General features: G+C 68.4%; 23 protein-coding genes. 4 read left to right on the forward strand and 19 right to left on the reverse strand.

Annotation, left to right across the window (positions count from 1 at the left end):
* Positions 1–3: 3 nt before the first annotated feature.
* From AU196_RS13215 to AU196_RS13260, 10 genes are all read right to left on the reverse strand, one after another.
* A complete protein-coding gene (locus AU196_RS13215; protein ID WP_059095532.1) occupies positions 4–2430 on the reverse strand; it encodes a GcvT family protein in 2427 nt (808 codons plus the stop codon).
* 228 nt (positions 2431–2658) lie between these two features.
* Complete coding sequence (locus AU196_RS13220) at positions 2659–3699, reverse strand: ferrochelatase (RefSeq protein WP_059095533.1); 1041 nt, start codon at positions 3697–3699, stop codon at positions 2659–2661.
* Positions 3700–3707: 8 nt separating this feature from the next.
* Positions 3708–4517, reverse strand: coding sequence for an NADH-dependent enoyl-ACP reductase InhA (gene inhA, locus AU196_RS13225; protein ID WP_059095534.1), 810 nt, complete (start codon positions 4515–4517; stop codon positions 3708–3710).
* A gap of 36 nt (positions 4518–4553) precedes the next feature.
* The gene (fabG1, locus tag AU196_RS13230; RefSeq protein ID WP_059095535.1) at positions 4554–5318 is read right to left on the reverse strand and encodes a 3-oxoacyl-ACP reductase FabG1; all 765 of its coding nucleotides are present in this window, start codon (positions 5316–5318) and stop codon (positions 4554–4556) included.
* 56 nt (positions 5319–5374) lie between these two features.
* The gene (locus tag AU196_RS13235; protein WP_059095536.1) at positions 5375–6382 is read right to left on the reverse strand and encodes a VWA domain-containing protein; all 1008 of its coding nucleotides are present in this window, start codon (positions 6380–6382) and stop codon (positions 5375–5377) included.
* A gap of 31 nt (positions 6383–6413) precedes the next feature.
* Positions 6414–7361 (reverse strand): DUF58 domain-containing protein, encoded by a 948-nt coding sequence (locus AU196_RS13240; protein WP_059095537.1) that lies wholly within the window; start codon positions 7359–7361, stop codon positions 6414–6416.
* A complete protein-coding gene (moxR1, locus tag AU196_RS13245; protein ID WP_059095538.1) occupies positions 7358–8515 on the reverse strand; it encodes a chaperone MoxR1 in 1158 nt (385 codons plus the stop codon). The genes AU196_RS13240 and moxR1 overlap by 4 nt, the downstream gene beginning before the upstream one ends.
* 143 nt (positions 8516–8658) lie before the next feature.
* On the reverse strand, positions 8659–9384 hold the full coding sequence (gene ripB, locus AU196_RS13250; RefSeq protein ID WP_082695710.1) for an NlpC/P60 family peptidoglycan endopeptidase RipB: 726 nt from the start codon (positions 9382–9384) through the stop codon (positions 8659–8661).
* Positions 9378–10805, reverse strand: a complete 1428-nt coding sequence (ripA, locus tag AU196_RS13255) for an NlpC/P60 family peptidoglycan endopeptidase RipA (RefSeq protein WP_059095539.1) — start codon at positions 10803–10805, stop codon at positions 9378–9380. Before ripA ends, ripB begins: the two co-directional genes overlap by 7 nt.
* A 218-nt stretch (positions 10806–11023) precedes the next feature.
* The gene (locus AU196_RS13260) at positions 11024–11554 is read right to left on the reverse strand and encodes an Rv1476 family membrane protein (protein ID WP_059095585.1); all 531 of its coding nucleotides are present in this window, start codon (positions 11552–11554) and stop codon (positions 11024–11026) included.
* 190 nt (positions 11555–11744) lie between these two features.
* On the opposite strand from AU196_RS13260, the gene acnA reads away from it, so the two are divergent.
* Complete coding sequence (acnA, locus tag AU196_RS13265; RefSeq protein ID WP_059095540.1) at positions 11745–14558, forward strand: aconitate hydratase AcnA; 2814 nt, start codon at positions 11745–11747, stop codon at positions 14556–14558.
* A gap of 15 nt (positions 14559–14573) precedes the next feature.
* Positions 14574–15152: a TetR/AcrR family transcriptional regulator gene (locus AU196_RS13270; RefSeq protein WP_059095541.1), complete on the forward strand. Its 579-nt coding sequence runs from the start codon at positions 14574–14576 to the stop codon at positions 15150–15152.
* Here the strand turns inward: AU196_RS13270 and AU196_RS25160 are convergent.
* The 5 genes from AU196_RS25160 to AU196_RS13290 form a co-directional block, all read right to left on the reverse strand.
* Complete coding sequence (locus AU196_RS25160) at positions 15145–15345, reverse strand: helix-turn-helix domain-containing protein (protein ID WP_011559843.1); 201 nt, start codon at positions 15343–15345, stop codon at positions 15145–15147. The genes AU196_RS13270 and AU196_RS25160 overlap by 8 nt on opposite strands.
* A gap of 113 nt (positions 15346–15458) precedes the next feature.
* Positions 15459–17096: an ABC-F family ATP-binding cassette domain-containing protein gene (locus AU196_RS13275; RefSeq protein WP_059095542.1), complete on the reverse strand. Its 1638-nt coding sequence runs from the start codon at positions 17094–17096 to the stop codon at positions 15459–15461.
* Between the two features lie 133 nt (positions 17097–17229).
* Positions 17230–18072 carry an enoyl-CoA hydratase gene (locus AU196_RS13280; protein ID WP_059095543.1) on the reverse strand — a complete coding sequence of 281 codons (843 nt, stop codon included), beginning with the start codon at positions 18070–18072 and terminating at the stop codon, positions 17230–17232.
* A 27-nt stretch (positions 18073–18099) separates the two neighbouring features.
* The gene (trxA, locus tag AU196_RS13285) at positions 18100–18465 is read right to left on the reverse strand and encodes a thioredoxin (RefSeq protein WP_059095544.1); all 366 of its coding nucleotides are present in this window, start codon (positions 18463–18465) and stop codon (positions 18100–18102) included.
* 90 nt (positions 18466–18555) lie between these two features.
* On the reverse strand, positions 18556–19269 hold the full coding sequence (locus AU196_RS13290; RefSeq protein WP_059095545.1) for an ankyrin repeat domain-containing protein: 714 nt from the start codon (positions 19267–19269) through the stop codon (positions 18556–18558).
* 69 nt (positions 19270–19338) lie between these two features.
* On the opposite strand from AU196_RS13290, the gene AU196_RS13295 reads away from it, so the two are divergent.
* Both AU196_RS13295 and AU196_RS13300 read left to right on the forward strand, forming a co-directional pair.
* A complete protein-coding gene (locus AU196_RS13295) occupies positions 19339–19704 on the forward strand; it encodes a SpoIIAA family protein (protein WP_059095546.1) in 366 nt (121 codons plus the stop codon).
* 54 nt (positions 19705–19758) lie between these two features.
* Positions 19759–21027: an HNH endonuclease signature motif containing protein gene (locus AU196_RS13300; protein WP_059095547.1), complete on the forward strand. Its 1269-nt coding sequence runs from the start codon at positions 19759–19761 to the stop codon at positions 21025–21027.
* Positions 21028–21080: 53 nt separating this feature from the next.
* Here the strand turns inward: AU196_RS13300 and AU196_RS13305 are convergent, their stop codons facing one another.
* The 4 genes from AU196_RS13305 to AU196_RS13320 are packed head-to-tail and all read right to left on the reverse strand — an operon-like array spanning position 21081 to position 23744.
* Positions 21081–21647: a hypothetical protein gene (locus AU196_RS13305; protein ID WP_353647245.1), complete on the reverse strand. Its 567-nt coding sequence runs from the start codon at positions 21645–21647 to the stop codon at positions 21081–21083.
* A gap of 39 nt (positions 21648–21686) precedes the next feature.
* Entirely contained in the window at positions 21687–22034 is a 348-nt protein-coding gene (locus tag AU196_RS13310; RefSeq protein ID WP_059095549.1) for a metal-sulfur cluster assembly factor, read from the reverse strand.
* On the reverse strand, positions 22031–22489 hold the full coding sequence (gene sufU, locus AU196_RS13315) for a Fe-S cluster assembly sulfur transfer protein SufU (RefSeq protein ID WP_059095550.1): 459 nt from the start codon (positions 22487–22489) through the stop codon (positions 22031–22033). The genes AU196_RS13310 and sufU overlap by 4 nt, the downstream gene beginning before the upstream one ends.
* Position 22490: 1 nt before the next feature.
* Positions 22491–23744 (reverse strand): cysteine desulfurase, encoded by a 1254-nt coding sequence (locus AU196_RS13320; protein ID WP_059095551.1) that lies wholly within the window; start codon positions 23742–23744, stop codon positions 22491–22493.
* Between the last annotated feature and the right edge of the window lie 4 nt (positions 23745–23748).

Consider the following 23748-nt stretch of genomic DNA (forward strand, 5'->3'; position numbering starts at 1 on the left):
GGGCTATCTCCGGATTCGCAGCATGTCGGGGTCGACGACCGGCTCGCCGTGCACGGTGGCGGCGTGCCGGGCGCCCCGGTAGTCGACGGTCACCGCGTCACCGGTGTCCGCACCGGCGGGCAGCCAGGCGTAGGCGATGGTGCGCCCGACCGTCGGGGAGTATCCGGCGCTGGTCACGTGGCCGACGCAGTCATCGGCCACATGGACGGGCTCCTTGCCGAGTACGACGGCGCGAGGGTCGTCGAACACGATGCTGCGCAGCGTCTTCCGCGGCGGTGACGCCTCCTCGAGCGCTGCCCTGCCGACGAAGTCGCCCTTGTCCATCCGGACCGCGAACTCCAACCCCACGTCGGCGGGGCGGTGCTCGGTCGTCATGTCCGTTCCCCAGCTGCGGTAGCCCTTCTCGACGCGCAAGCTGTTGAAGGCCACTCGGCCGGCCGCGATCACGCCGTGTGCACGGCCCGCCTCGGACAGGATGTCCCACAGGGCGCGGCCGTACTCGGCGCCGGTGTAGATCTCCCACCCGAGCTCGCCGACGTACGACACCCGCATCATGGTGACGGGAACGGCGCCGAGATACGTGCGCAGCGCGCGGAAGTACCGGAATGCGCCGTGGGACAGGTCATCCGGACACAACGGCTGGACCATGTCACGGGCCAGCGGCCCCCAGACGCCGACGCAGCACGTGGCGCCGGTGATGTCGCGCAGGACGACATCGTCGGGCCGGTGGCGCTCGAGCCAGTCGAAGTCGCGCGGGGAGTTGGCCCCGACCTGGAAGGCCGCGTCGCCGAGGCGCGCGACGGTGAGGTCGCTGCGGATGCCGCCCTGTTCGTCGAGCAGCAGCGTGTAGGTGACCGAGCCGACGCTCTTGTCGACGTTGTTGGTGGTCATGCGCTGCAGGAACGTCGCGGCGCCCGCACCGGTGACCTCGTAGCGGGTCAGCGGTGTCATGTCGTACATCGCGACCCGCTCGCGGGTCACCCGCGCCTCGGCGATCGAGACGGGTGACCAGTGTCGGGCGGACCACTCGTCGCGCTCGGGCGCCTCCCCCTCGCGCAGGAGTGCGGCATTGGCCTCGAACCAGGCGGGCCGCTCCCAGCCCCCGCCTTCATAGAAGTGCGCGCCGAGTTCGCGGTGACGCTCGTGGAACGGGCTGGTCCGCAGTCCCCGTAGCGCGGTGCGGAACTGGTACGGATGGACCACGTCGTAGACCTCGACGAACGCCTGCGCGCTGGTCGTCCCGATGAATTCCGGACTGCGGGCCATGTCCTCGAAGCGGTAGAGGTCGCATTCGCCGACGTCCGTTGCCGGAGTGCCGTCGAGGATCCACTCGGCCGTCGCCTTCGCCACCCCGGCGGAATGCGTGACCCACACCGCCTCGGCCACCCAGAAACCGGCCAGGTCGCGGTGATGCCCCATGATCGAGTAGCCGTCGGGCGTGAACGAGAAGATCCCGTTGAACGCCTCTTCGACCTTCGAATCGTCGAGCACGGGAATCAGTTTCGCGGCCTCGCGCCACGCCGGGGCGAAGTCGTCGTCGGTGAACGGCAGCATCGAGGGCATCGCCTCGCCCGCGGTGTCGGCCATCAGCGTCGACAGGTCGACGGGCATGGGCCGGTGGCAGTAGGACCCGATGCCGATGCGGTCGACGTGTTCGCGGAAGTACAGGTCGGCATCCTGATGGCGCAGGATCGGCAGGCCGGCCTCGGAGTGCTCGGTGTTGCGGCCTATCAGTGGGGCGATCTGTCCCGTCCGGGCGTACTGGTGGGCCATCGGCACCAGCGGCAGCACCAGCCCGACCTGCTTGGCCAGTTCGGCACCCCAGAAGCCGGCGGCGCACACGACGACGTCGGCGGCGACCGCACCGTTCGATGTCCGCACCCCGGCCACCCGCCCGGCCTTCTCGACCACGCCGAGGACCTCGGTGTGCGGGAGAAAGACCGCGCCGCGGGCCATCGCCCGGCGGGCCTGCGCTTCGGCGGCACGAACGGCCTTCGCCAAACCATCTGTGGGAGTGTGGAATCCGCCGAGGATGCGGTCCCGGTCGATCAGCGGGTGCAGGGCGGCACACGCGTCGGCCGACAGCAGCCGCCCCTCGACTCCCCATGACTGCGCCCATCCGGCCTTGCGGTGCAAATCGGCCCAGCGCTCAGGCGTCGTCGCGACCTCCAGACCGCCGACCTGATTGAACGCCCAGCCGTCCGGGTGGTCGAGGGTGAGGAACTTCTCGACGGTGTAGCGGGCGAACGCGGTCATCGTCTTCGACGCGTTGGTCTGGAACACCAGTCCGGGCGCATGGGAGGTGGACCCGCCGGTGGCGAACAGCGGACCACGATCGACCACCGTGACATCGGTGGCGCCGCGCGCCGTCAGTTCGTCGGCCAGCGATGTGCCGACGATCCCGGCACCGATCACGACGATTTTGGGCATGGGCGGACCGCTTCCACTCAACGATTGAGTTGTTGCGTTATTTGCAACACGATGTTTATGACGCAACAGCGATGATTCACCCACGCCGCACTGTGCGCAAGACGAACACGCTGTGAGTTTTCTGCGTCGAGTGTGCGACCAGGGCGGAAGGTCAGCCGGATGGCCGCCGTGGCGGCACAGTCGGCGCCCTCACGGCACAATCGGCGCCCCGCCCCGTCCTGGGATCGGTCAGCCGGTGATGCGGGCGACGCAGCGCGGCGACTCGGCGCAGGTGGTGCCGTCGACGCTGTGCCCGCAGCCGGGTGCGGGGTCGGGGCCCACGAGGCGCGCGGGTGACCGGTCGGAACGCAGTTCGTCGACCAGGTCCAGGGCCAGCCGGGCGTAGCGCCGGTCGGCGTTGGGGGTGCGGGCCCGGGCCATCGCGATGCCGAGGTCGGCCGCCTGGTCGCGGACCTCGCTGTCGAGATCCCACACGACCTCGATGTGGTCGGCCACGAACCCGATCGGGCAGATGACGACCGCCTTGGTGCCGCGCTCGGCGAGGGCGGCCACGTGATCGCCGACATCGGGTTCGAGCCACGGGATGCGCGGCGGGCCCGAGCGCGACTGCCACACCTGGTCGAAGTCGGCGAATCCGGCCGCGTCGGCCACCAGTCGGGTGGCGTAGGCGACCTGGCGGCTGTAGAGGTGCGGGCCGTGCCGCTCGTCGGCGGCGACCGGGATGGAGTGAGCGGTGAACACCAGCCGGGCCTCGTCGCGCAATTCGGCCGGCAGCGACTGCACGGCAACGCCGATCGACTCGGCGAACATCTCCACGAGCAGCGGGTGGTCGAAGTAGTGCCGCAGCTTGACCAGGTGCGGGGCGTCGTCACCGGCGGCGGCGCGGCCTCGGGCGATGTCCTCGTTGTACTGCGTGCAACTGGAGTACCCGCCCCATGCGGAGGTGGCGAAGACCGCAGCGCTGCGCACTCCGTCGGCGCGCATCGCGGCCACGGCGTCCTCGACGTAGGGGTCCCAGTTGCGGTTGCCGAAGTACACCGGCAACGTCTCACCGCGGGCGTCGAGTTCGGCTTCGATCTCGGCGATCAGCGCCCGGTTGATGCCGTTGATCGGTGAGACGCCACCGAAGTGCAGATAGTGTTCGGCCACGCTCGCCAGCCGTTCCCGCGGGATTCCGCGGCCCCGGGTGACGTTTTCGAGGAACGGCATCACCTGATCGGGGCCCTCGGGTCCGCCGAAGGACAGCAGCAGCAGCGCGTCGAAGTCCACTGGAACAACTAGAGCAGCTGGGTGCTGGCGCCGCCGTCGGCGTACACGATGGTCCCCGTGGTGGCAGGCAACCAGTCCGACAGCAGGGCACACACGGTCTTGGCGACCGGCGTGGGATCCTTCATGTTCCAGCCGAGCGGGGCCCGCTGATCCCAGCCCTCTTCCAGCAGCTGCATCTGCGCACCGGCCTCGTCACCGAGGGCGCCACCGACGATCGCGCTCATCGCCAGCGTCCGGATCGGGCCGGCCGCAACGAGATTGGACCGCACACCGACCTTGCCGGCCTCGCGGGCGACGAAACGGTTGACCGATTCGAGGGCGCTCTTGGCGACCGTCATCCAGTTGTAGGCGGGCATCGCGCGGGTGGGGTCGAAGTCCATGCCGACGATCCCGCCGCCGGGGTTCATGATCGGCAGCAGCGCCTTGGCCAGCGAGGCGTACGAGTACGCCGAGATGTGGATGCCCTTGGCGACGTCCTCGTAGGGCGCGTCGAAGAACGGGTTGATGCCCATGCCGGTCTGCGGCATGAAGCCGATGGAGTGCACGACACCGTCGAGCTTGTTGCCCTCGCCGATCACCTCGGTGACCCGGTCGGCGAGCGTCTCGAGATGCTTCTCGTCCTGCACGTCGAGTTCGAGCAGCGGCGGCTTGGCCGGCAGCCGGTCGAGGATGCGCTCGATCAGCCGCATCCGGTTGAAGCCCGTGCACACGACCTCGGCGCCCGCCTCCTGGGCGACCTTGGCGATGTAGAACGCGATCGAGCTGTCGGTGATGATCCCCGTGACGAGGATGCGCTTGCCTTCGAGAAGCCCTGCCATGTCTGTCCTAAACCTTTCGGGTCCTGTTTCGGTCCTCTAGTGGCCCATGCCCATGCCGCCGTCAACGGGGATGACCGCACCGGCGATGTAGCCGGCATCCTCGGATGCCAGGAAGCTCACCGCGCCGGCGACCTCCTCGGCGGTGCCGACCCGCTTGGCCGGGATGAAGTCCAGCGCCCCGGCCTGGATCCGCTCGTCGAGCGCCCGGGTCATCTCGGTGTCGATGTAGCCCGGCGCCACGACGTTGGCGGTGACGTTGGCCTTCGACAGCTCACGGGAGATCGAGCGAGCCATACCGATCAGACCGGCCTTGGCCGCGGCGTAATTGGCTTGGTTGCCGATCCCCCACATACCCGACACCGAGCCGATGAAGATGATCCGGCCGAACCGCTTGCGTTGCATGCTGCGCGATGCGCGCTGGGCCACCCGGAACGCCCCGGTGAGGTTGGCGTTGATGACCTCTTCGAACCGGTCCTCGGTCATCCGCATGAGAAATGCGTCCTTGGAGATGCCGGCGTTGGACACCAGCACCTCGACCGGGCCCTGGTGCTCCTCGACCTCTTTGAAGGCGCGGTCGACGGCGTCATTGTCGGTGACGTCACATACGACGCCGAACAGCCCCTCAGGAGCGCCGGAGCCGCGGTGGGTGACGGCGACCTTGTGTCCGTCGGCCGCCAGCCGCTGGGCGATCGCCAGACCGATACCGCGGTTGCCACCGGTGACCAGCACAGATCGGGACACGAACGGCGGTCTGCCGCTCGTCGACTGGCTCTCGGTCTCGGCTACTGCGCTGTCGGTCATGTCCGTCAACTTAACGTCTGGCCCGTCGTCCGCCGAAATCGACTCGGGCACCGGCGTCATCCCGGCAGGCGCCGGTTGAACAACAACGCGGCGAGCGCCGACAGCGCCAGCACGAGCGCGCCGAGGCGCAACCAGCCCACGCTGGCGTCGCCCTTGATCGTCTCGTAGCCAATCTGCTGCTGCAAGTTGGCGTAGACCTCGCGGAGCTGCTCGAGGCTCGACGCGGTGAACGCCTCACCCTCCGACAGGTCCGCGATCTTCTTCAGCATCTGGTCGTCGACCGGCACCGGCTGGCGCTGCTCGTTGATCTCCACGTAGCCATACGGGGTGCCGAAGGAGATCGTCGAGATCGGCACGCCCTGATCCTTCGCGGTGCGCGCCGCGGTGAACGCGCCCTTGGGGTTGTCCGGGTTCGACGGCACCGTCTCCTTACCGTCGGAGAACAGCACGACACGCGCGGGCGGCGGCTCGTCCCCGCCCCCGATGACGGCCCCGACGGTGGCGATGGCCTGCAGGGCGGTGAAGATGCCCTCACCGGTCGCGGTGCGGTCGGCCAGCTGGAGTTTGTCGATCGCGTTCTTGGTGGCCTCGCGATTGGTGGTCGGCGACACCAGCACCGTGGCCGTTCCCGCGTAGGCGATCAGGCCGAGGTTGATGCCGGGTGTCAACTCGTCGGCGAACTGCTTGGAGGCCTCCTGGGCGGCCGCCAGGCGACTCGGCGACACGTCGGTGGCGCGCATCGACTGCGACACGTCGATCACCAGCATCACCACGGCGCGGTTGCGCGGGACCCGCACGTCGCGCGTCGGCCCCGCCATGGCGACGGTGAGCAGCACCAGAGAGGCGACGAGCAGGATCGCCGGCACGTGCCGCCAGCGGTTCGGCCGGTTCGGCGCGACACTCTCGAGCAGCTCCATGTTGGCGAAGCGCAGGATCCGGCGCTGCCGGGCCAGCGCGACGATGACGTAGAGCGCGGCCAGGCCGAGCACCACGATCAGGAACAGGAAGAACCACGGATGTTCGAAGCCCGAGAAAGACATCGGGCCGAGCAACGGTAATGTCATGTGCGGCTTGTCATTTCGATTGAGTGGTCGCTCACCGGCCAGCCATGGCACCGCGCCGGCGGCTCGCCACGAACCTCACCACGTCGGCGATCCAGTCCCGGTCGGTGCGCAGGCTCAACAGCGGGGCGTCGCAGCGCCGCAGCGTGCGGGCCACCTCGGCCCGGTGCTCGGCGGCCGCCCGCTCGAAGTCCTCACGCAGTTGGTGGTCGATGGTGAACTCGCGAGTCACCCCCGTCTCGGCGTCCTGCAGCACGACGTCGCCGACCTCGGGCAGCTCGACGTCGCGCGGGTCGAGCACCTCGATACCCAGCACCTCGTGGCGACCGGCGATCGCCCGCAGCGGGCGCATCCAGTTGATCGGTCCCAGGAAGTCGCTGATGACCACCGCCATCCCCCGCCTGCGCTCGGGACGGCGCAGTGCGTCGATCGCCTCGGCGAGGTTTCCGCGTACCCCCGGCGGGGCCTTCGGCGTCGTCGCGATGGTCCGCAGCACCTCCTGCTCGTGCATGCGCCCCGAGAGCGCCGGTACGCGCCGCATGGTCTCTCCGTTGGAGATCACCGCACCGAGCCGGTTGCCGCCGCCGCTGTTGAGGAACGCGATCGCGGCTGCCGCGGCCACCGCGAGGTCGCGCTTCTCGCACCCCGCGGTGCCGAAGTCGAGGCTGGCCGACATGTCGACCACCAGCCACGTCTCCAACTCGCGGTCGGCGATCATCTCCCGCACATGCGGGACGGTGGTGCGCGCGGTCACCGACCAGTCCATTCGGCGCACGTCGTCGCCGGGCTGGTAGCTCCGCGACTCCCCCGGCTCTGAACCGGGACCCGGGATCAGGCCGAGGTGATCACCATGCAGGACGCCGTCGAGTTTGCGCCGGACGGTGAGTTCCAGTTTGCGCAGCGCCGCCGACAGTGCGGGGTCGCGGATCTGGCCACGCTGCAGCGACGGCAGATCGACCGAACGGCCGTCGGAGGGGGTCACCGACCGCCCGCCACACCCGCTCCGGCCGGGACTGCGGGCTGCGCCGAAGGACCTTGTTGCGGAATGGCATTGACCTGCGGCAGCGCGACGGTCTGCATGATGCGGTTGATCACCGTCTCCGAGGAGACCTCGTCGGCCAGCGCGTCGTAGGTGAGTACGAGGCGGTGGCGCAGCACGTCCGGGATCACCTCGACGACATCCTGCGGGATGACGTAGTCGCGGCCGCGGATCAGGGCCAGCGCGCGGGATGCGGCGATGATGCCGAGCGACGCACGCGGCGAGGCGCCGTAGGCGATCCAGGACTTGGCGTCGGGCATGCCGAACTTCTCCGGTTCCCGGGTCGCGGTGACGATGCGGACCACGTAGTCGACCAGCGCGTGGTGCACGAAGGTGTTGGCCGCGACGTCCTGCAGGCGCAGCAGGTCACCGGTGGCGAGGATCTGCTTGGGCTCCGGGGGCTTCACGCCCATCCGGTAGATGATCTCGCGCTCCTCCTCGGGCGACGGGTAGTCGATGTTGAGCTTGAACAGGAAGCGGTCGCGCTGCGCCTCGGGCAGGGCGTACACGCCCTCCTGCTCGATCGGGTTCTGGGTCGCCATGACGAGGAAGGGCTGGGGCAGCGGGAAGGTCTTGCCGCCGATCGAGATCTTGCGTTCGGCCATCACCTCGAGCAGGGCGGACTGCACCTTCGCGGGGGCGCGGTTGATCTCGTCGGCGAGCAGGAAGTTCACCACGACGGGGCCGAGTTCGATGTCGAACTCCTCCTTGCCCTGGCGGAAGATGCGGGTGCCGACGATGTCGGTGGGCACCAGGTCGGGGGTGAACTGGATACGCGCGAACGTGCCGCCGACCACCTTGGCGAAGGTCTCGACGGCCAGCGTCTTGGCCACACCCGGGACGCCCTCGAGCAGGACGTGCCCCTTGGCGAGCAACCCGACGAGCATCCGCTCCACCAGCCGGTCCTGCCCGACGATGATGCGCTTGACCTCGAAGATCGCCCGCTCCAGCGTGTGCACCTCGGACTGCAGGCCACCGTTGCTCGGCGCGCCGGCAGGGCCCTGCGGCGCGGCGTGGGAACCGGAGGGGAAACCCTGCGCGGGGTTCTGACCGGAATAGCCTCCGGCGCCCTGCGGCGGCCCACTCGGTGACGTCATCGAGATTCCTCCCACTGTTGCTTCGTCATGGCCATGCCGCAGGCGTGTCCCGCGTCAGCACCAGGGCGCCCGGCGCCCGCCGTCAACTATTCCAGGCACTCCGGATTACGTCGACGTTGCCCGGTGTCCGCCTCAGGCTGTGCTCAGGATTCGATGATGCGGGCCACGTACGGCTGCAGTCCGGCGGTGCGCACGGGGCTGGTGGTCACCTTGCCCGCGCTGCCCGAGGACTCGAGCATCTGCCCGTTGCCGAGGTACATGGCCACGTGCTGGCTGCCGCCCGGCCCCCAGAACAACAGATCGCCCCGCTTCGCCTGCGACGTCGGCACTTTGCGCCCGGTGTTGTACTGGTCGCCGGAGTACTTCGGGATCAGCACGCCGACCCCGGCGTAGGAGAACTGGGTGAAACCCGAGCAGTCGTAGCCGACGATGTTGGCGCCGGAGTCGACGCCGCGGCTCGGCCCGTTCGGCTTGCCGCCGCCCCAGGAGTACGGAGTGCCCATCTGCGAGGCGCCCCGCCGGATGACGTATTCGATCGCCTGCGGACCGCGCACGCGCCCCGGCGCCACGCCCGCGGGCGCCGAGGACCCGCCGATACCCATGCTGGAGAGGAATTTGCGGCCCAGGTCCATGGTGACCTGGGTGGCCTGCGCGGTGGCCTGCAGCGAGGCGTTGGCGATGGCCAGCGGATCACCCGGCGCCCCGGCACTGAGCAGTTTGGGCAGGGTGGGATCCCACTGCCCGTCGTCGGGCGCCGCCGTGGCCGGACTGGTCATCCCGACCAGCAGCGCGACCGCGGCCATCGCCACAACGAAGATCTTGACGCCGTGAAAGAGCGTGCGGCGCAACGATTTCAACAATCTCACCATTCGATAAGCCGGGTCGCGTAGGGGGTCATACCGCTGGTCCGCACCGGCGAGACCTTGACCACCGACCCGGTGTAGGGGGCTTCGAGCATCTGACCGTCGCCGAGGTAGAGCGCGACGTGCTGGCTGGCGTTGGGGCCCCAGAACAACATGTCGCCGCGGCGCATCTGCGAGCTGGGCACCTTGCGGCCCGCGTTGTACTGCGAGCCCGAGTAGTGGTCGAGCTTGATGCCGACACCGGCGAACGCGTACAGCATCAGCCCGGAGCAGTCGAAGCCGACCGTGCCTGCGCCGGAGTCGATTCCGCGGCTCGGGCCGGCGGCGTTGCCGCCACCCCACGAGTACGGGACACCCATCTGCGACATGGCCCGCCGGATGACGTACTCGGTGGCCTGCTTGCCTGCGACGCGCGGGATGGCCCCGTTGGTGTAGCCGGTGGGGGTGGGCAGCAGGCCGATCTTCTGCAGGAAGGTGCGGCCCATCTGCTGGGTCACCTGTGCCGAGGTGGCCGTGATGCCCAGCACCGCGTTGATGATCGCGATCGGGTCGCCGCTGACGAATGCGCTGGGGATGGCGGGCAGCGTGGGATCCCATGCGGTGTCCCAGTTTCCGGCGGACGGTGCCGGGGCGCCCGGGGCGCGGTCCCAGTTCGAGGCCGGGTTCGGCGCCTTGGCCTGCGGGGCGGCCGCCGGTGCCGGCGCGGTCGACGCCCGTCCGGTCGAGGAGGTCTTGCGGACCTCGGCGAGCCGGGCCTGGGCGGCCGTGCGCTCGGCGCTGAGACGGTTCAGTTCGGCCTGCTGGCTTGCGAAGTTCTGCTGCGCCTCGGTGAGCGCGGCGACCGCGGTGCGCTGGCTGGCCTCGGCGTCGGCGGCGGCCTGGTCGGCCTTCTGCTTGGCCAGTCGCGCGGCGGACTCCTTGTTGACCTGTTCGGTCCTGGCACGCTGCAGGCCCTCCATCACCCGCGCCGAACTGATCGACAGGGTCTTGGCGGTCGACGCGGTGTGCAGGACGTCGGCCGGATCCGCGGCGGTGACATACGACGACGACGGACCATTGACATAGGTGGCGGCGGCGAAGGTGTCGAACCGCTTCTGCGCGCCGGCGATCGCGATGTTGGCGTCTTCGATACCGCGCTGGCTGGCCTCCAGCTCGCGCTGGGCGGTCGCGGCCGCGTCGCGGGCGTTCTGCACGTCGAGGATCGCCTTGTTGACACTCTCCTGTGTGCTCTGGACGGCCGCACCGAGATCCTGCAGCTTCTGGTTGGCGTTGGCGACCTCGGCCACCAGGGCCGCGACGTTGTCGGTGTCCGCCGACCCGGGAGCCCCGCTCCACAGCGCCGTGGACATCAGCATTCCGACCGTCAGGGGAAGCGCGCACATCCGGCCGACAAGCCGGGAAGCGGAGGCGCGAGCGGTGCGTCTCATTCGACTCAAGTCTCCTAGGGGTCGACGCGAACGCGAGGTTCGTGAGGGGCACCGATGCACACAAGTCACATCAGGCACAGCGACAACATTGGGTACCGAATGCACCGTACGTCACAATCGACGCTGAAGAAACTTTAGTCACAAACTACATGTTTGTAATTGAATTAACTGTTATCGAATGGTGATGTCCGGAATGCGCGACGCGGCGAAAGAACGCGTCAGCGCTGGTCAGAGACGGTGGGCGCAGCGTCGGCCATGGCCGCGCGTTTGCCTCGAACCTGTAACCATCGGGTGACCGCGGACGCCGCGCCGACGCCGATTACAAGGGCAATGGTCAATGCGGTCCAGGGAAAGTCGGGCGTGGTGACTTGGTCGACGAAATTCTTCGACGACTGCACGGGATCGCCGGTCTTGGCGAGGTCCTGCCCGGCCTCCAGCGTCACGCGGTCGAGGGTCGAACTGTAGGTCCCGGCGTACGAGGGGCTCAACGCCAGCACCGTCGATCCCGGGTACGCCTGACCGACCTCGGTCGCGATGTCCCGCAGCGGGGTGTCGATATGCGGGTTGGTGTCGATGACGACGATCTTGAGGTCGATACCGTCCGAGCGCGCCTCCGAGACCACCTGGCGGAGTCCCGCCACGTCGGCGCCGGGCGCGCTGACCCCGTCGTCCCCGACATCGGCGATCACCTTGGTCATGTCGACGTCCGGCGGGATGAACCCGGGCAGGATCGGGATGACATGCGGCATGAGGTCGCCCTGAGTCACAGGCAGACCGTACCGCGCGAGCGGGTATCCGGATGGCAGCACCCGCGCGCGAGGACCAGACTGTGACCGGAGATTCGACACCGCCCCAGGGTGTTTTGCAGGACAAACGTACTGTTAGAATCGGAGACGCCGCCGACACAGCCCGTCGCGGCGAGAACAACCGGGAGTTGATGTGACCAGCAAGGATTCGTCGATGAACTCGTTTGATGCCCGTGACACCCTGAACGTCGGGGACAAGTCTTACGAGATCTACCGCCTCGACGCCGTTCCCGGCACCGACAAACTGCCGTACAGCCTCAAGGTGCTCGCGGAGAACCTGCTGCGCACCGAGGACGGCTCCAACATCACCAAGGACCACATCGAGGCCATCGCGAACTGGGACCCCGAGGCCGATCCGAGCATCGAGATCCAGTTCACCCCCGCCCGCGTGATCATGCAGGACTTCACCGGTGTGCCCTGCATCGTGGACCTGGCCACCATGCGTGAGGCGGTCGGCGAACTCGGCGGCGACCCGCAGAAGGTCAACCCGCTCGCACCCGCCGACCTCGTCATCGACCACTCCGTGATCGCCGATCTGTTCGGCACCGCCAACGCGTTCGAGCGCAACGTGGAGATCGAGTACGAGCGCAACGGCGAGCGCTACCAGTTCCTGCGCTGGGGCCAGGGCGCGTTCGACGACTTCAAGGTCGTCCCGCCCGGAACCGGCATCGTGCACCAGGTCAACATCGAATACCTGGCCAGCGTCGTGATGGAACGCGACGGGGTGGCCTATCCGGACACCTGCGTGGGCACCGACAGCCACACCACGATGGAGAACGGCCTCGGCGTGCTCGGCTGGGGCGTCGGCGGCATCGAGGCCGAGGCCGCGATGCTGGGCCAGCCGGTCTCGATGCTCATCCCCCGCGTCGTCGGGTTCAAGCTGACCGGTGAGCGCCGCGCCGGCGTGACGGCCACCGACGTGGTGCTGACCGTCACCGAGATGCTGCGCAAGCACGGCGTGGTCGGCAAGTTCGTCGAGTTCTACGGCGAGGGCGTCGCCGAGGTGCCGCTGGCAAACCGCGCCACCCTGGGCAACATGAGCCCCGAATTCGGTTCCACCGCCGCGATCTTCCCGATCGACGACGTGACCATCGACTACCTGAGGATGACCGGCCGCAGCGACGAGCAGCTCGCCCTCGTCGAGGCGTACGCCAAGGAACAGGGCATGTGGCACGATCCGAGCCGCGAGCCGAAGTTCTCGGAGTACCTCGAGCTCGACCTGGCCGACGTGGTGCCCTCGATCGCCGGACCGAAGCGCCCGCAGGACCGGATCGCGCTCGACGACGCGAAGAGCGCCTTCCGCAAGGACATCCACAACTACGTCGAGAACGGCAACTCGGCCGCGCACTCCAACGTCGACGAGGCGGTCGAGGAGACCTTCCCGGGCAGCGATCCGGTGTCCCTGTCGTTCGCCGAGGAGACCGCGGTCGACGTGGTGTCGGCCGCCAACGGCGCGGAGGGCCGGCCGAGCAAACCGGTCGCCGTGAAGTCCGACGACCGCGGCGAGTTCGTCATCGACCACGGCGCAGTCGTGATCGCCGCGATCACCTCCTGCACCAACACCTCCAACCCCGAGGTGATGCTCGGCGCCGCACTGCTGGCCAAGAACGCCGTCGAGAAGGGTTTGACCAGCAAGCCCTGGGTAAAGACCACGATGGCCCCCGGCTCGCAGGTCGTCACCGACTACTACGACAAGGCCGGCCTGTGGCCGTACCTGGAGAAGCTCGGCTTCTTCCTGGTCGGCTACGGCTGCACCACCTGCATCGGCAACAGCGGTCCGCTGCCCGAGGAGATCAGCAAGGCGATCAACGACAACGACCTGTCGGTGACCGCGGTGCTGTCGGGTAACCGCAACTTCGAGGGCCGGATCAACCCGGACGTGAAGATGAACTACCTGGCGTCCCCTCCGCTGGTGATCGCCTACGCGCTGGCAGGCAGCATGGACTTCGACTTCGAGAACGATTGCCTGGGCACCGACGAGGACGGCAACCAGGTGTTCCTCAAGGACATCTGGCCGTCGCAGCAGGACATCAACGACACCATCGCCTCCGCGATCAACACGGACATGTTCACGAAGAACTACGCCGACGTGTTCAAGGGCGACGAGCGGTGGCGCAACCTGCCCACCCCCAGCGGGGACACCTTCGAGTGGGCCGACGACTCCACCTACGTGCGCAAGCCCCCGTACTTCGACGGGATGCCCGCCGAGCCGGAGCCGGTCAGCGACATCACCGGCGCGCGGGTCCTCGCGCTGCTGGGTGACTCCGTCACCACCGACCACATCTCCCCGGCGGGCAGCATCAAGCCGGGCACCCCGGCCGCGCAGTACCTCGAGGAACACGGCGTCGAGAAGAAGGACTACAACTCCTACGGATCGCGCCGCGGCAACCACGAGGTGATGATCCGGGGCACCTTCGCCAACATCCGGCTCAGGAACCAGCTGCTCGACGACGTGTCCGGCGGCTACACGCGGGACTTCACCAACGGCGGCGAGCAGGCGTTCATCTACGACGCCGCGCAGAACTACGCCGCGCAGGACATCCCGCTGGTGGTGTTGGGCGGTAAAGAATATGGGTCCGGGTCCTCCAGGGACTGGGCCGCCAAGGGCACCAGCCTGCTGGGTGTGCGCGCCGTCATCACCGAGTCGTTCGAACGGATCCACCGCTCGAACCTCATCGGCATGGGCGTCATCCCGCTGCAGTTCCCCGAGGGCGAATCCGCGGCGTCGCTGAAGCTCGACGGCACCGAGACGTTCGACATCACCGGTATCGAGGCGCTCAACGAGGGCAAGACCCCGAAGACCGTGCACGTCAAGGCGTCGAAAGAGGGCGGCGAGACGGTCGAGTTCGACGCGGTGGTGCGCATCGACACCCCCGGTGAGGCCGACTACTACCGCAACGGCGGCATCCTCCAGTACGTGCTGCGCAACATGCTGAAGTCCAAGTAACCGGGAGCTGGACGGATGCCCCGGGTCACCGACGACCATCTGGCGGCGCGCCGTCGTCAGATCCTCGACGGCGCCCGGCGCTGCTTTGCGCAGTACGGATACGACAAGGCGACCGTGCGGCGGCTCGAAGACACCATCGGGCTGTCGCGCGGCGCCATCTTCCACCATTTCCGCGACAAGGACACGCTGTTCTTCGAGTTGGCGCGCGAGGACGCCGAGCGGATGGCAGACGTCGCCTCCCGCGAAGGTCTGATCCAGGTGATGCGTGACCTGCTGGCGGCCCCCGACCAGTTCGACTGGCTGGCGACCCGGCTGGAGATCGCGCGCAAGCTGCGCAACGACCCGGTGTTCCACCAGGGCTGGGAGGAACGCTCAGCCGAACTCTCCGCGGCCACCACGGCGCGGCTGCACCGCCAGAAGGAGGCGGGCCGGCTACGCGACGACGTCCCCAGCGAGGTGCTGCAGACCTACCTCGACCTGGTGCTCGACGGGTTGGTCGCGCGGCTCGCCTCCGGTGACGACCCGAAGAAGCTCGGCGCGGTGCTCGACCTCGTCGAGGCCTCGGTGCGTCAGCAGGGGTCCAGCGTCAGCTGACGCTGGACCGCCGCGAACGGTGGTTCGGTCCGCCGCGGCTGCGCATCGTCGTTCCGGACTCGCGCAGCATGCTGTGAATCGACCCGTAGGACCGGCCGGTTTTCGCCACCAGAGCGCGAATACTCGCACCACCCTCATACTCGGCCCGCAACTCGTTGAGTAGTTCTTCCCGGGACTTTTCAGACTTCTTCATTGACATCTCCCCGCTGTTGCGATGCCCCGACTGCTCCTGAGAATTACCCATCGGGGCAGCCGCTAATCGGCGGTGGCGTCAGATGTCATCAATCGGGTGTGAACCCGGGGTGGCTAGGCGAGTTCGATGAGCTCCCGGTACTCCTCGGACCAGTAGTCCTCGGTGCCGTCGGGCAGCAGAACCACCCGCTGCGGTTCCAGCGCCTCGGCCGCGCCGGGGTCGTGGGTGACGAGCACGACGGCACCCTGGTAGCTGCGCAGCGCATCGAGGACCTGCTCACGCGAGGCCGGATCGAGGTTGTTGGTGGGTTCGTCGAGCAGCAGCACGTTGGCGGTGGACGCGACCAGCCCGGCCAGGGCCAGCCGGGTCTTCTCGCCACCGGACAGCGTGCCCGCGGGCTGGTCGAGCTGGGGACCGCTGAACATGAACGCACCCAGCAGGCCGCGCAGGTCCTGTTCGCCGGTGTCGGGGGCGGCGTGGCGGATGTTCTCCCACACGCTCGCTTCGCCGTCGATGGTGTCGTGCTCCTGGGCGAAGTAACCCATCTTCAGGCCGTGACCGGGTTCGATGACGCCGGCGTCGGCCTTCTCCACCCCGGCCAGCAGACGCAGCAGCGTCGTCTTGCCCGCACCGTTGAGCCCCAGCACGACGACACGGGAACCCTTGTCGATCGCCAGGTCGACGCCGGTGAAGATCTCCAGCGATCCGTAGGTCTTGGTCAGGCCCTTCGCCACCAACGGCGTGCGGCCGCACGCCGCAGGAGTGGGGAACCTGATCTTGGCCACTTTGTCGGCCGCGCGCTCTTCGTCGAGCTCGGCGATCATGCGCTCGGCTCGGCGCAGCATGTTCTGTGCCGCAACGGCTTTGGTGGCCTTGGCGCCCATCTTGGCGGCCTGCGTACGCAGCGCCGACGCCTTCTTCTCGGCATTGGCCCGCTCCCGGCGCCGACGCTGCTCGTCGGTGGCCCTCGCGCCGAGGTACTTCTGCCAGCCCATGTTGTAGACGTCGGCCTCGCCGCGCACGGCGTCGAGGAACCAGACCCGGTTGACGACGGCGGCGAGCAGCTCCACGTCGTGGCTGATGACGACCAGGCCGCCGGTGTGGTTCTGCAGGAAGTCGCGCAGCCAGGTGATCGAGTCGGCGTCGAGGTGGTTGGTCGGCTCATCGAGTAAGAGAGTGGTGCCTGAACCTCCAGCACCCGAACCGCTGTCGCTGGCCGCGAACAGGATCCGCGCCAGTTCGACCCGGCGCCGCTGGCCGCCGGAGAGTGTGCGCAGCGACTGGGTCAGCACACGTTCGGGCAGCCCGAGGCTCGCGCAGATCCGGCCTGCCTCGCTCTCCGCGGCGTAGCCGCCGAGTGCGGCGAAGCGTTCCTCGAGCTGACCGTAGCGCCGCACCGCCTTGTCGCGGGCCGCGTCGTCGGCGACCTCGGCCATCAGCACCTGCTGCTTCTCGAGGTCGGCGAGCAGGGTGTCGAGGCCGCGGGCGGACAGCACCCGGTCCCTGGCCAGCACGTCGAGGTCGCCTTCGCGGGGATCCTGCGGCAGGTAGCCCACCTCACCGCTGCGGATGACGGTGCCCGCGTAGGGTTCGCCTTCGCCGGCGAGGATCCGCATGGTGGTGGTCTTGCCCGCGCCGTTGCGCCCGACCAGTCCGATCCGGTCGCCGGGCTGCACGCGCAGCGTCGTGCCCTCGGTGTAGAGCAACGTGCGCGCCCCGGCGCGGACCTCCAGGTCCGTTGCGGTGATCACGGGCGCGTTTCCTCCATACGGGGGTGGGTGACGAATTCGGGCGCGACGAAGCCGGCCGCCATGACATGGCTACGTCGAGGTTACGTGCAGGTAGGCACCGCGCGCCAACTCATTACCGCGGTCGTGGCGACGCTCACGCTTTGTCGTCGGTGAAGACCGCCGGACGCTTCTCCTTGCGCGCCGCGACCGCTTCCTCGAAGTTCGCGGTGAGCAGCCGCACGTAGAGCTGGCCGAGCCCTTCGGCCTGCATGTGCGCTTCGAGGCTGCCGGCGTCCAGACCGCTCCACAGGGTGCGTTTGGTCAACTCGACGCCGGGGCGGGAGAACGCGGCGATACGCTCGGCGATCTCGCAGCAGACGTCGAGCAGATCCTGTTCGGGGACGGTGCGCGACACCAGCCCGATGCGCTGCGCCTCGTCGGCGTCGACGTCGCGGCCGGTCAGCATGATCTCGAACGCGCGCGACGAGCCGATGGCCCGCGGCAGCAGGTAGCTCAGCCCGAGTTCGCTGGCGGTGAGGCCGTTGTTGATGCCCGCGGCCCGGAAGTAGGCGCCGGATGCCGCCACCCGGATGTCGGCGGCCAAAGCCAGGCAGAGCCCGCCGCCGATCGCCGCACCGTTGACCGCGGCGATCACCGGTTGGTGCATCTTGCGCAGGGCCAGGATGACGTCGTCGAGGATCTCCATCGACCGCAACCCGTAGGAGGGCCGGGTCAGCCCGTCGACGTGTGGGACCGCACCGGCCGACTTGTGGTCGGCGCCGGAGGAGAAACCCCGGCCGGCGCCGGTGAGGACGACCGCGCGTACGGAGTTGTCGTAGGTGAGCTCGTCGAGCACGTCGCGCAGCGGCACCATGACGTCGAACGCCATCGAGTTCATCCGCTCCGGGCGGTTGAGCGTCACCACCGCGACCTGGGGACGCGGGCGGTCGACGAGAACGAACGAGCCGTACGAATTGTCAGCGGTCACGCTGAGCACGCTAGCGCGTGCCCGGCGTCGAACCCGTCACTCGGATTGGGCGTTTTCCTGCTCGGCGATCGCGGCGTCGATGTCGAATTCCTTGACCTTCTGCACGAGGTCCTCGAGCGCGGCGGGCGGGAGGGCGCCGGCCTGGTTGAACACCAGCTTGCCCTTCTTGAACGCCATCAGCGTCGGGATCGAGCGGATGTCCGCCGCGGCCGCCAGTTGCTGCTCGGCCTCGGTGTCGACCTTGGCGTGCACGACGTCCGGGTGCTTCTCGGACGAGGCGGCGAAGGTCGGGGCGAATGCGCGACACGGCCCGCACCACGACGCCCAGAAATCGACGAGCACGATCTCGTTGTCGTTGATCGTCTCGTTGAACTGATCTGCGGTGATGTCTTGGGTAGCCACGTCTGTCCTAACGCCGGAGTCGGGCGCAGTGTTCCCCCGCCGGTCGTGCGCAAACCGTCGCGGCGATCGAGGTCATGTCTGGTCCGTCACTCACAGGTCGAACTCCTCGTCGGTGAGCACGAATCCCTGGTGCGTGATGACGTGGGCCTGGGCTGATCCGCCGGCCACGCGACACCAACTCAGTGATTCGAGGTACCCCTGCCGCAGCGTGACGTGGAAGCCGCCGTACATGCCGGGGATCGGAAACCACACCGACTGGCCCGGCGCCTCGTGAAGCACGCCGACGGGCGGGTAGCGCAGCGCCTTGCGAGGGTCCCGGTCGGGGTAGTCACGGTCGAGCCCGAATTCTCGGACGCGTCTGTCGATGACCTCGGCGAGATACCGGTCGAACAGTGCGACCCGCTGCTCACCCAACGGGGATCGACGCGGGGTCAGAAGTGTGATCACGTCGTCCGAATGCCTGCGCTCCACCGCGACGTCGCGAGCCGTCCGCCCCTTCGCGTCCATCAAGGACCGGAGTGCTCCGCGCTCGAGGAGCGCCGCGACCACCGGAACCGGGGCACCGTGCCAGGCTGCTTGATGCAGGGGCGTGAACCACTTCGGGCTCCCCGGCCGCCATTGGTTCGGATTCAGCTCGATGTCCTTGATGCCCAGGTCGTCGCCGCCGCTGTCGAGCAGATGGAGGACGGCGCTCCAATCACCAGCCCGGGCCGCGTCTGCCAGTCGGTGTCGTGCCGCGACGACGGCTTCGGAGAGCATCGACGGGTCCAGAACGCCCGCCCAATCGAGCGGTTCCTCGTCCATTCCCGGAGCATATTCGCGACACTGGGACCAGATCTCGGGATCGATCCTTCACTGCTGCCGGGGGCCGTCATGATCGAAATGCTGTCCGACATGCCGGAAGGCGTCACCGGCATCCGCGTATCGGGGCGGGTGGGCGGTGATGAACTCCGCGAGATCGGGCCGACGATGGAGCAACTCGGCGAATCCGGCGAGATCAGGATCGTCGAGGTCATCGAGGACTACGCGGGGTTCGGCCCCGGCGGATTGGTGCAGGATCTGAAGCTGGGTCTCGGCGTCCTCTTCGAGCACCACTCGGCTTTCAAGCGGATCGCCATCGTCACCGACATGGACTGGGTCACCCATACATTGCACCTGTTCGCATGGATGGTCCCCGGCGAGATCAAGCTGTTCGGGCTCGCCGACCTCGAGCAAGCCAAGCAGTGGGCCGCCGGCTGACGTCGGCCTCCGCATCCGCGTATCGATGTCGGACCCCTCTGCTTGTATGGGGTCATGTCTTCGGTCGCACCGTGTTTCGTGCCGAGCGCGCCTGGCGCTGCGCGGCTGGAGGCGTTGTTCGAGGAACTGTCCGAGCTGGCCGGTCAGCGCAACGCCATCGACGGCCGCATCGTGGAGATCGCCGCTGAGATCGAGCACGACGGGTTGTGGGGCGCCACCGGGGCCCGTTCAGTCGCCGCGCTGATGGCGTGGAAAACCGATGTGTCTGCGGCGAATGCGAAATCGATCGTCGCGGTGGCCGAACGGATCGAGGAGCTTCCCCGCTGTGTGCAGGGTCTCCGCGAGGGACGGCTGTCGCTGGATCAGGTCGGGATCATCGCCGAGAAAGCCGGCGCCGGATCCGACGAGCACTACGCCGAGTTGGCCAAGCACGCCAGCGTCAGCCAACTGCGCACCGCGATCAAACTCGAAACCAAACCCGCACCCGAACCCGAGCTCGAAAACGAGCCCAAACCCGCGGCTGAGCCGCCGCAGGCGTCGATCACCTCGACCAGCGATGAGCAGTACACCTACTGGCGCATCGCCCTACCCCATGTCGAGGCGGCGGTGTTCGACGCCGCCCTGCAGTCCCACCACGATGGGTTGATCGCGCAGTGGAAACGCGACCACGGTAAGAGCGGGTCCGCCGACCGGCCGCCGATGCCAACCCGCGCCGACGCGTTCACCGCGCTGGTCGAAGCCGGCTGGGACACCTACGCCGCCCGCCGCCCCCACAGCGCGCACACCACCGTCGTCGTGCACCTCGACATCAAAGACCGCATCGCCGCCCTCCACCTCGGCCCACTGCTGCCCGACGCCGACCGGCAATACCTGACCTGCGACGCCACCTGCGAGGTGTGGTTCGAACGCGACGGCCACGTCATCGGCGCCGGGCGCACCACCCGGCTGATCAACCGCCGCCTAAGGCGTGCCCTCGAGCACCGCGACTCCACGTGTGTCGTCCCGGGCTGTGGGGCCACCCGTGGGTTGCACGCCCACCACCTCCAGCACTGGGAGAACGGCGGACCCACCGAGCTCGACAACCTCGTGCTGCTGTGCCCCTACCATCACCGGGCCCACCACCGCGGGATCATCACCATCACCGGCCCCGCAAGCCAACTCGTCATCACCGACAGCCGCGGCCAACCCATGCAACCGGGATCGTCGGCGCGACCACCCACCACCGCACCACCCACCGTGCCGCCCTACCCCGGACCATCCGGAGAACGCGCCGACTGGTGGTGGTACACCCCATACCAACCCCCACCACCCACCAACAACTAGATCGCGCTGAAAGTCATTGCTGCACAGGGTAATCGGCAGCCGCCGAACGCGGCCTACCCTTCCTCCGACGGCTCCTCCGCGAGCACCTGTCTGGCCAGCGCCGTCGCGAGCGCGGAGTTCAGCAGCAGTTCCCGGCGGCGGGCGGGCCACCAGGTCAGTTCGATGGCCAGCAGTCCCAGGTAGACGCAGGAGGCGACGGTCTCGCGCATTGATCCGGTGACCGCGTCGACCGCCGCGGTCACGAGCGCGACGACCAGCACCAGCGGCAGCACCCAGCGGTAGCGGTCCAGCGGTTCGGCCGAGGCGCGCAGGCCGGCGTCGTAGTCGACCACACTGCGGGCCAGCCGCGGATCGCGGACGGGGTACCCGCGCCGCGCGGCCCGCACCACGGTCACCCGGTCGGCGGGGCTGAGTTCGTCGGCGCCGGGCCAGTAGCGGTTCATCCTGCGCACCGTCAACGTGCCGAGGAATGCGCCGGTGACGACGGTGACAATCGCGCCCACCACGAGGAATCCGGAATCGAGGAGCGCGAGCGCCCCGAGGAACAGTCCTGCGACGGCGCCTATCAACAGCCCCCGGCCGACCGGACCACCTCGCCATCCGGTGGCGGGAACTGTCATCACAGCGAGATTGTCACCCGCCGCACGACATCAGGGGACTTAGACGGTGAAACCGAGCGCGCGGAGTTGTTCGCGGCCGTCCTCGGTGATCTTGTCCGGGCCCCACGGCGGGTTCCACACCCAGTTGATCTTGATCTCTTTGACCAGTCCGGCGCCGACCAGCGCGGTCCGCGACTGGTCCTCGATGACGTCGGTCAGCGGGCAGGCCGCCGACGTCAGCGTCATGTCGATCAGCGCCACGTCGCCGGTGTCGCCCTTCTCGACGTCCAGCCCGTAGACGAGTCCGAGGTCGACGACGTTGATGCCGAGTTCGGGGTCGACGACGTCGCGCATCGCCTCCTCGATGTCGGCGAGCAGTTCCTCGTTGGGGGCCGTCGTTTCGCTCATCGTTTCTCCTCCGAATCGTGGGACGCCTGGGCCACAGCGTCCTTGAAAGCCATCCAGCCGAGCAGCGCGCACTTCACGCGTGCCGGGTACTTCGAGACACCGGCGAACGCGATGCCGTCACCGAGCACATCCTCGTCCCCCTCGATGGTGCCCCGCGACGAGACCATCTCGGTGAACGCGGCCACGGTTTTGAGCGCGTCGCCGACGGACTCCCCGATCACCTGATCGGCGAGCACCGACGTCGACGCCTGACTGATCGAACAACCCTGTCCGTCATAGGACACATCCGCCACCGTCTCGCCGTCGTCGGCCAACGCCACGCGCAGCGTGACCTCGTCCCCGCAGGTGGGGTTGACGTGGTGCACCTCGGCGCCGAACGGCTCCCGCAGCCCACGGTGGTGCGGATGCTTGTAGTGATCCAGGATCACTTCCTGGTAGATCTGCTCGAGGCGCATGTCAGTCCCCGAAGAACTCGACGGCGTGGCGGACACCGGCGACCAACCGCTCCACCTCGTCGAGGGTGTTGTAGACCGCGAACGACGCCCGGGCGGTGGCGGTGATGCCGAACCGCCGGTGCAGCGGCCACGCGCAGTGGTGGCCGACGCGCACGGCCACGGCGTCGTCGTCGAGCACCTGACCGACGTCGTGGGCGTGGATCCCGTCGACGACGAACGAGACGGGCGAGCCACGCTCGACCGTCGACAACGGCCCGACGATGCGGACGCCGTCGATCCCCGAAAGCCCCTCCAGCGCAGCGGACACCAGTTCGGCCTCGTGCGCCTCGACCTCGGCCATGCCGATCGCCGACAGGTACCGCGCCGCCGCAGCCAGCCCGACGACCTGTGAGGTCATCGGGGTGCCCGCCTCGAAGCGCTGCGGGGCGGACGCATAGGTGGCGCCCTCCATGGTGACCGTCTCGATCATCGAACCGCCGGTGAGGAACGGCGGCATCGTCGCGAGCAGCTCACGCCGGCCGTAGAGCACGCCGATCCCGTTGGGGCCCAGCATCTTGTGACCGGAGAACGCGGCGTAGTCGACACCGAGACCGTGGAAGTCGATCGGCTGGTGCGGCACCGACTGGCAGGCGTCGAGCACCGTCAGCGCCCCGACCGCCCTGGCCCGCTTGACCACTTCGGCGACCGGCGCCACCGCACCCGTGACGTTCGAATGATGGCTGAAGGAAACGACTTTCACCCGCTCGTCGAGCTGCAGGGAGTCCAGGTCGATCCGGCCGTCCTCGGTGACCGAATACCAGCGCAGCGTCGCCCCGGTGCGGCGGGCGAGCTCCTGCCACGGGATCAGGTTGGCGTGGTGCTCGAGTTCGGTGGTGACGATGACGTCGCCCGGGCCGACGGCGTGACCCTCGAACCGCTCGTCACCCAGCACATAGGCGACGAGATTGAGCGCCTCGGTCGCGTTCTTGGTGAACACCAGCTCGTCGGTGTCGGCGCCGACGAACGCCGCGATGTCGGCACGGCCGGCCTCGTAGGCGTCGGTCGACTCCTCCATCAATTGGTGGGCGCCGCGGTGCACGGCACCGTACGACGTGGTCAGGAAGTCACGTTCGGCGTCGAGGACCTGCAGCGGACGCTGCGACGTCGCGCCGGAGTCGAGATATGCCAGCTGATTTCCGCCGCGCATCACCCGCTGCAGGATCGGGAAGTCCGCACGGATCCCCGCCACGTCCAGTCGGCTCGCCGCGGTCGTCATGGCA

Origin of the sequence: Mycobacterium sp. IS-1742 (assembly GCF_001500125.1) — a bacterium.
Taxonomy (GTDB): domain Bacteria; phylum Actinomycetota; class Actinomycetes; order Mycobacteriales; family Mycobacteriaceae; genus Mycobacterium.

Excerpts from the sequence above, each read along its gene's own strand:
- inhA (WP_059095534.1), bottom strand. The coding sequence starts at position 4,517 with ATGGCAGGGCTTCTCGAAGGCAAGCGCATCCTCGTCACGGGGATCATC.
- AU196_RS25160 (WP_011559843.1), bottom strand. The coding sequence starts at position 15,345 with ATGAAGAAGTCTGAAAAGTCCCGGGAAGAACTACTCAACGAGTTGCGG.
- fabG1 (WP_059095535.1), bottom strand. The coding sequence starts at position 5,318 with ATGACCGACAGCGCAGTAGCCGAGACCGAGAGCCAGTCGACGAGCGGC.
- AU196_RS13310 (WP_059095549.1), bottom strand. The coding sequence starts at position 22,034 with ATGAGCGAAACGACGGCCCCCAACGAGGAACTGCTCGCCGACATCGAG.
- AU196_RS13295 (WP_059095546.1), top strand. The coding sequence starts at position 19,339 with ATGATCGAAATGCTGTCCGACATGCCGGAAGGCGTCACCGGCATCCGC.
- ripA (WP_059095539.1), bottom strand. The coding sequence starts at position 10,805 with ATGAGACGCACCGCTCGCGCCTCCGCTTCCCGGCTTGTCGGCCGGATG.
- AU196_RS13300 (WP_059095547.1), top strand. The coding sequence starts at position 19,759 with ATGTCTTCGGTCGCACCGTGTTTCGTGCCGAGCGCGCCTGGCGCTGCG.
- sufU (WP_059095550.1), bottom strand. The coding sequence starts at position 22,489 with ATGCGCCTCGAGCAGATCTACCAGGAAGTGATCCTGGATCACTACAAG.
- AU196_RS13260 (WP_059095585.1), bottom strand. The coding sequence starts at position 11,554 with ATGCCGCATGTCATCCCGATCCTGCCCGGGTTCATCCCGCCGGACGTC.
- AU196_RS13215 (WP_059095532.1), bottom strand. The coding sequence starts at position 2,430 with ATGCCCAAAATCGTCGTGATCGGTGCCGGGATCGTCGGCACATCGCTG.
- AU196_RS13320 (WP_059095551.1), bottom strand. The coding sequence starts at position 23,744 with ATGACGACCGCGGCGAGCCGACTGGACGTGGCGGGGATCCGTGCGGAC.
- moxR1 (WP_059095538.1), bottom strand. The coding sequence starts at position 8,515 with ATGACGTCACCGAGTGGGCCGCCGCAGGGCGCCGGAGGCTATTCCGGT.
- AU196_RS13235 (WP_059095536.1), bottom strand. The coding sequence starts at position 6,382 with ATGACATTACCGTTGCTCGGCCCGATGTCTTTCTCGGGCTTCGAACAT.
- AU196_RS13290 (WP_059095545.1), bottom strand. The coding sequence starts at position 19,269 with ATGGACGAGGAACCGCTCGATTGGGCGGGCGTTCTGGACCCGTCGATG.
- ripB (WP_082695710.1), bottom strand. The coding sequence starts at position 9,384 with ATGGTGAGATTGTTGAAATCGTTGCGCCGCACGCTCTTTCACGGCGTC.
- AU196_RS13270 (WP_059095541.1), top strand. The coding sequence starts at position 14,574 with ATGCCCCGGGTCACCGACGACCATCTGGCGGCGCGCCGTCGTCAGATC.
- AU196_RS13305 (WP_353647245.1), bottom strand. The coding sequence starts at position 21,647 with ATGACAGTTCCCGCCACCGGATGGCGAGGTGGTCCGGTCGGCCGGGGG.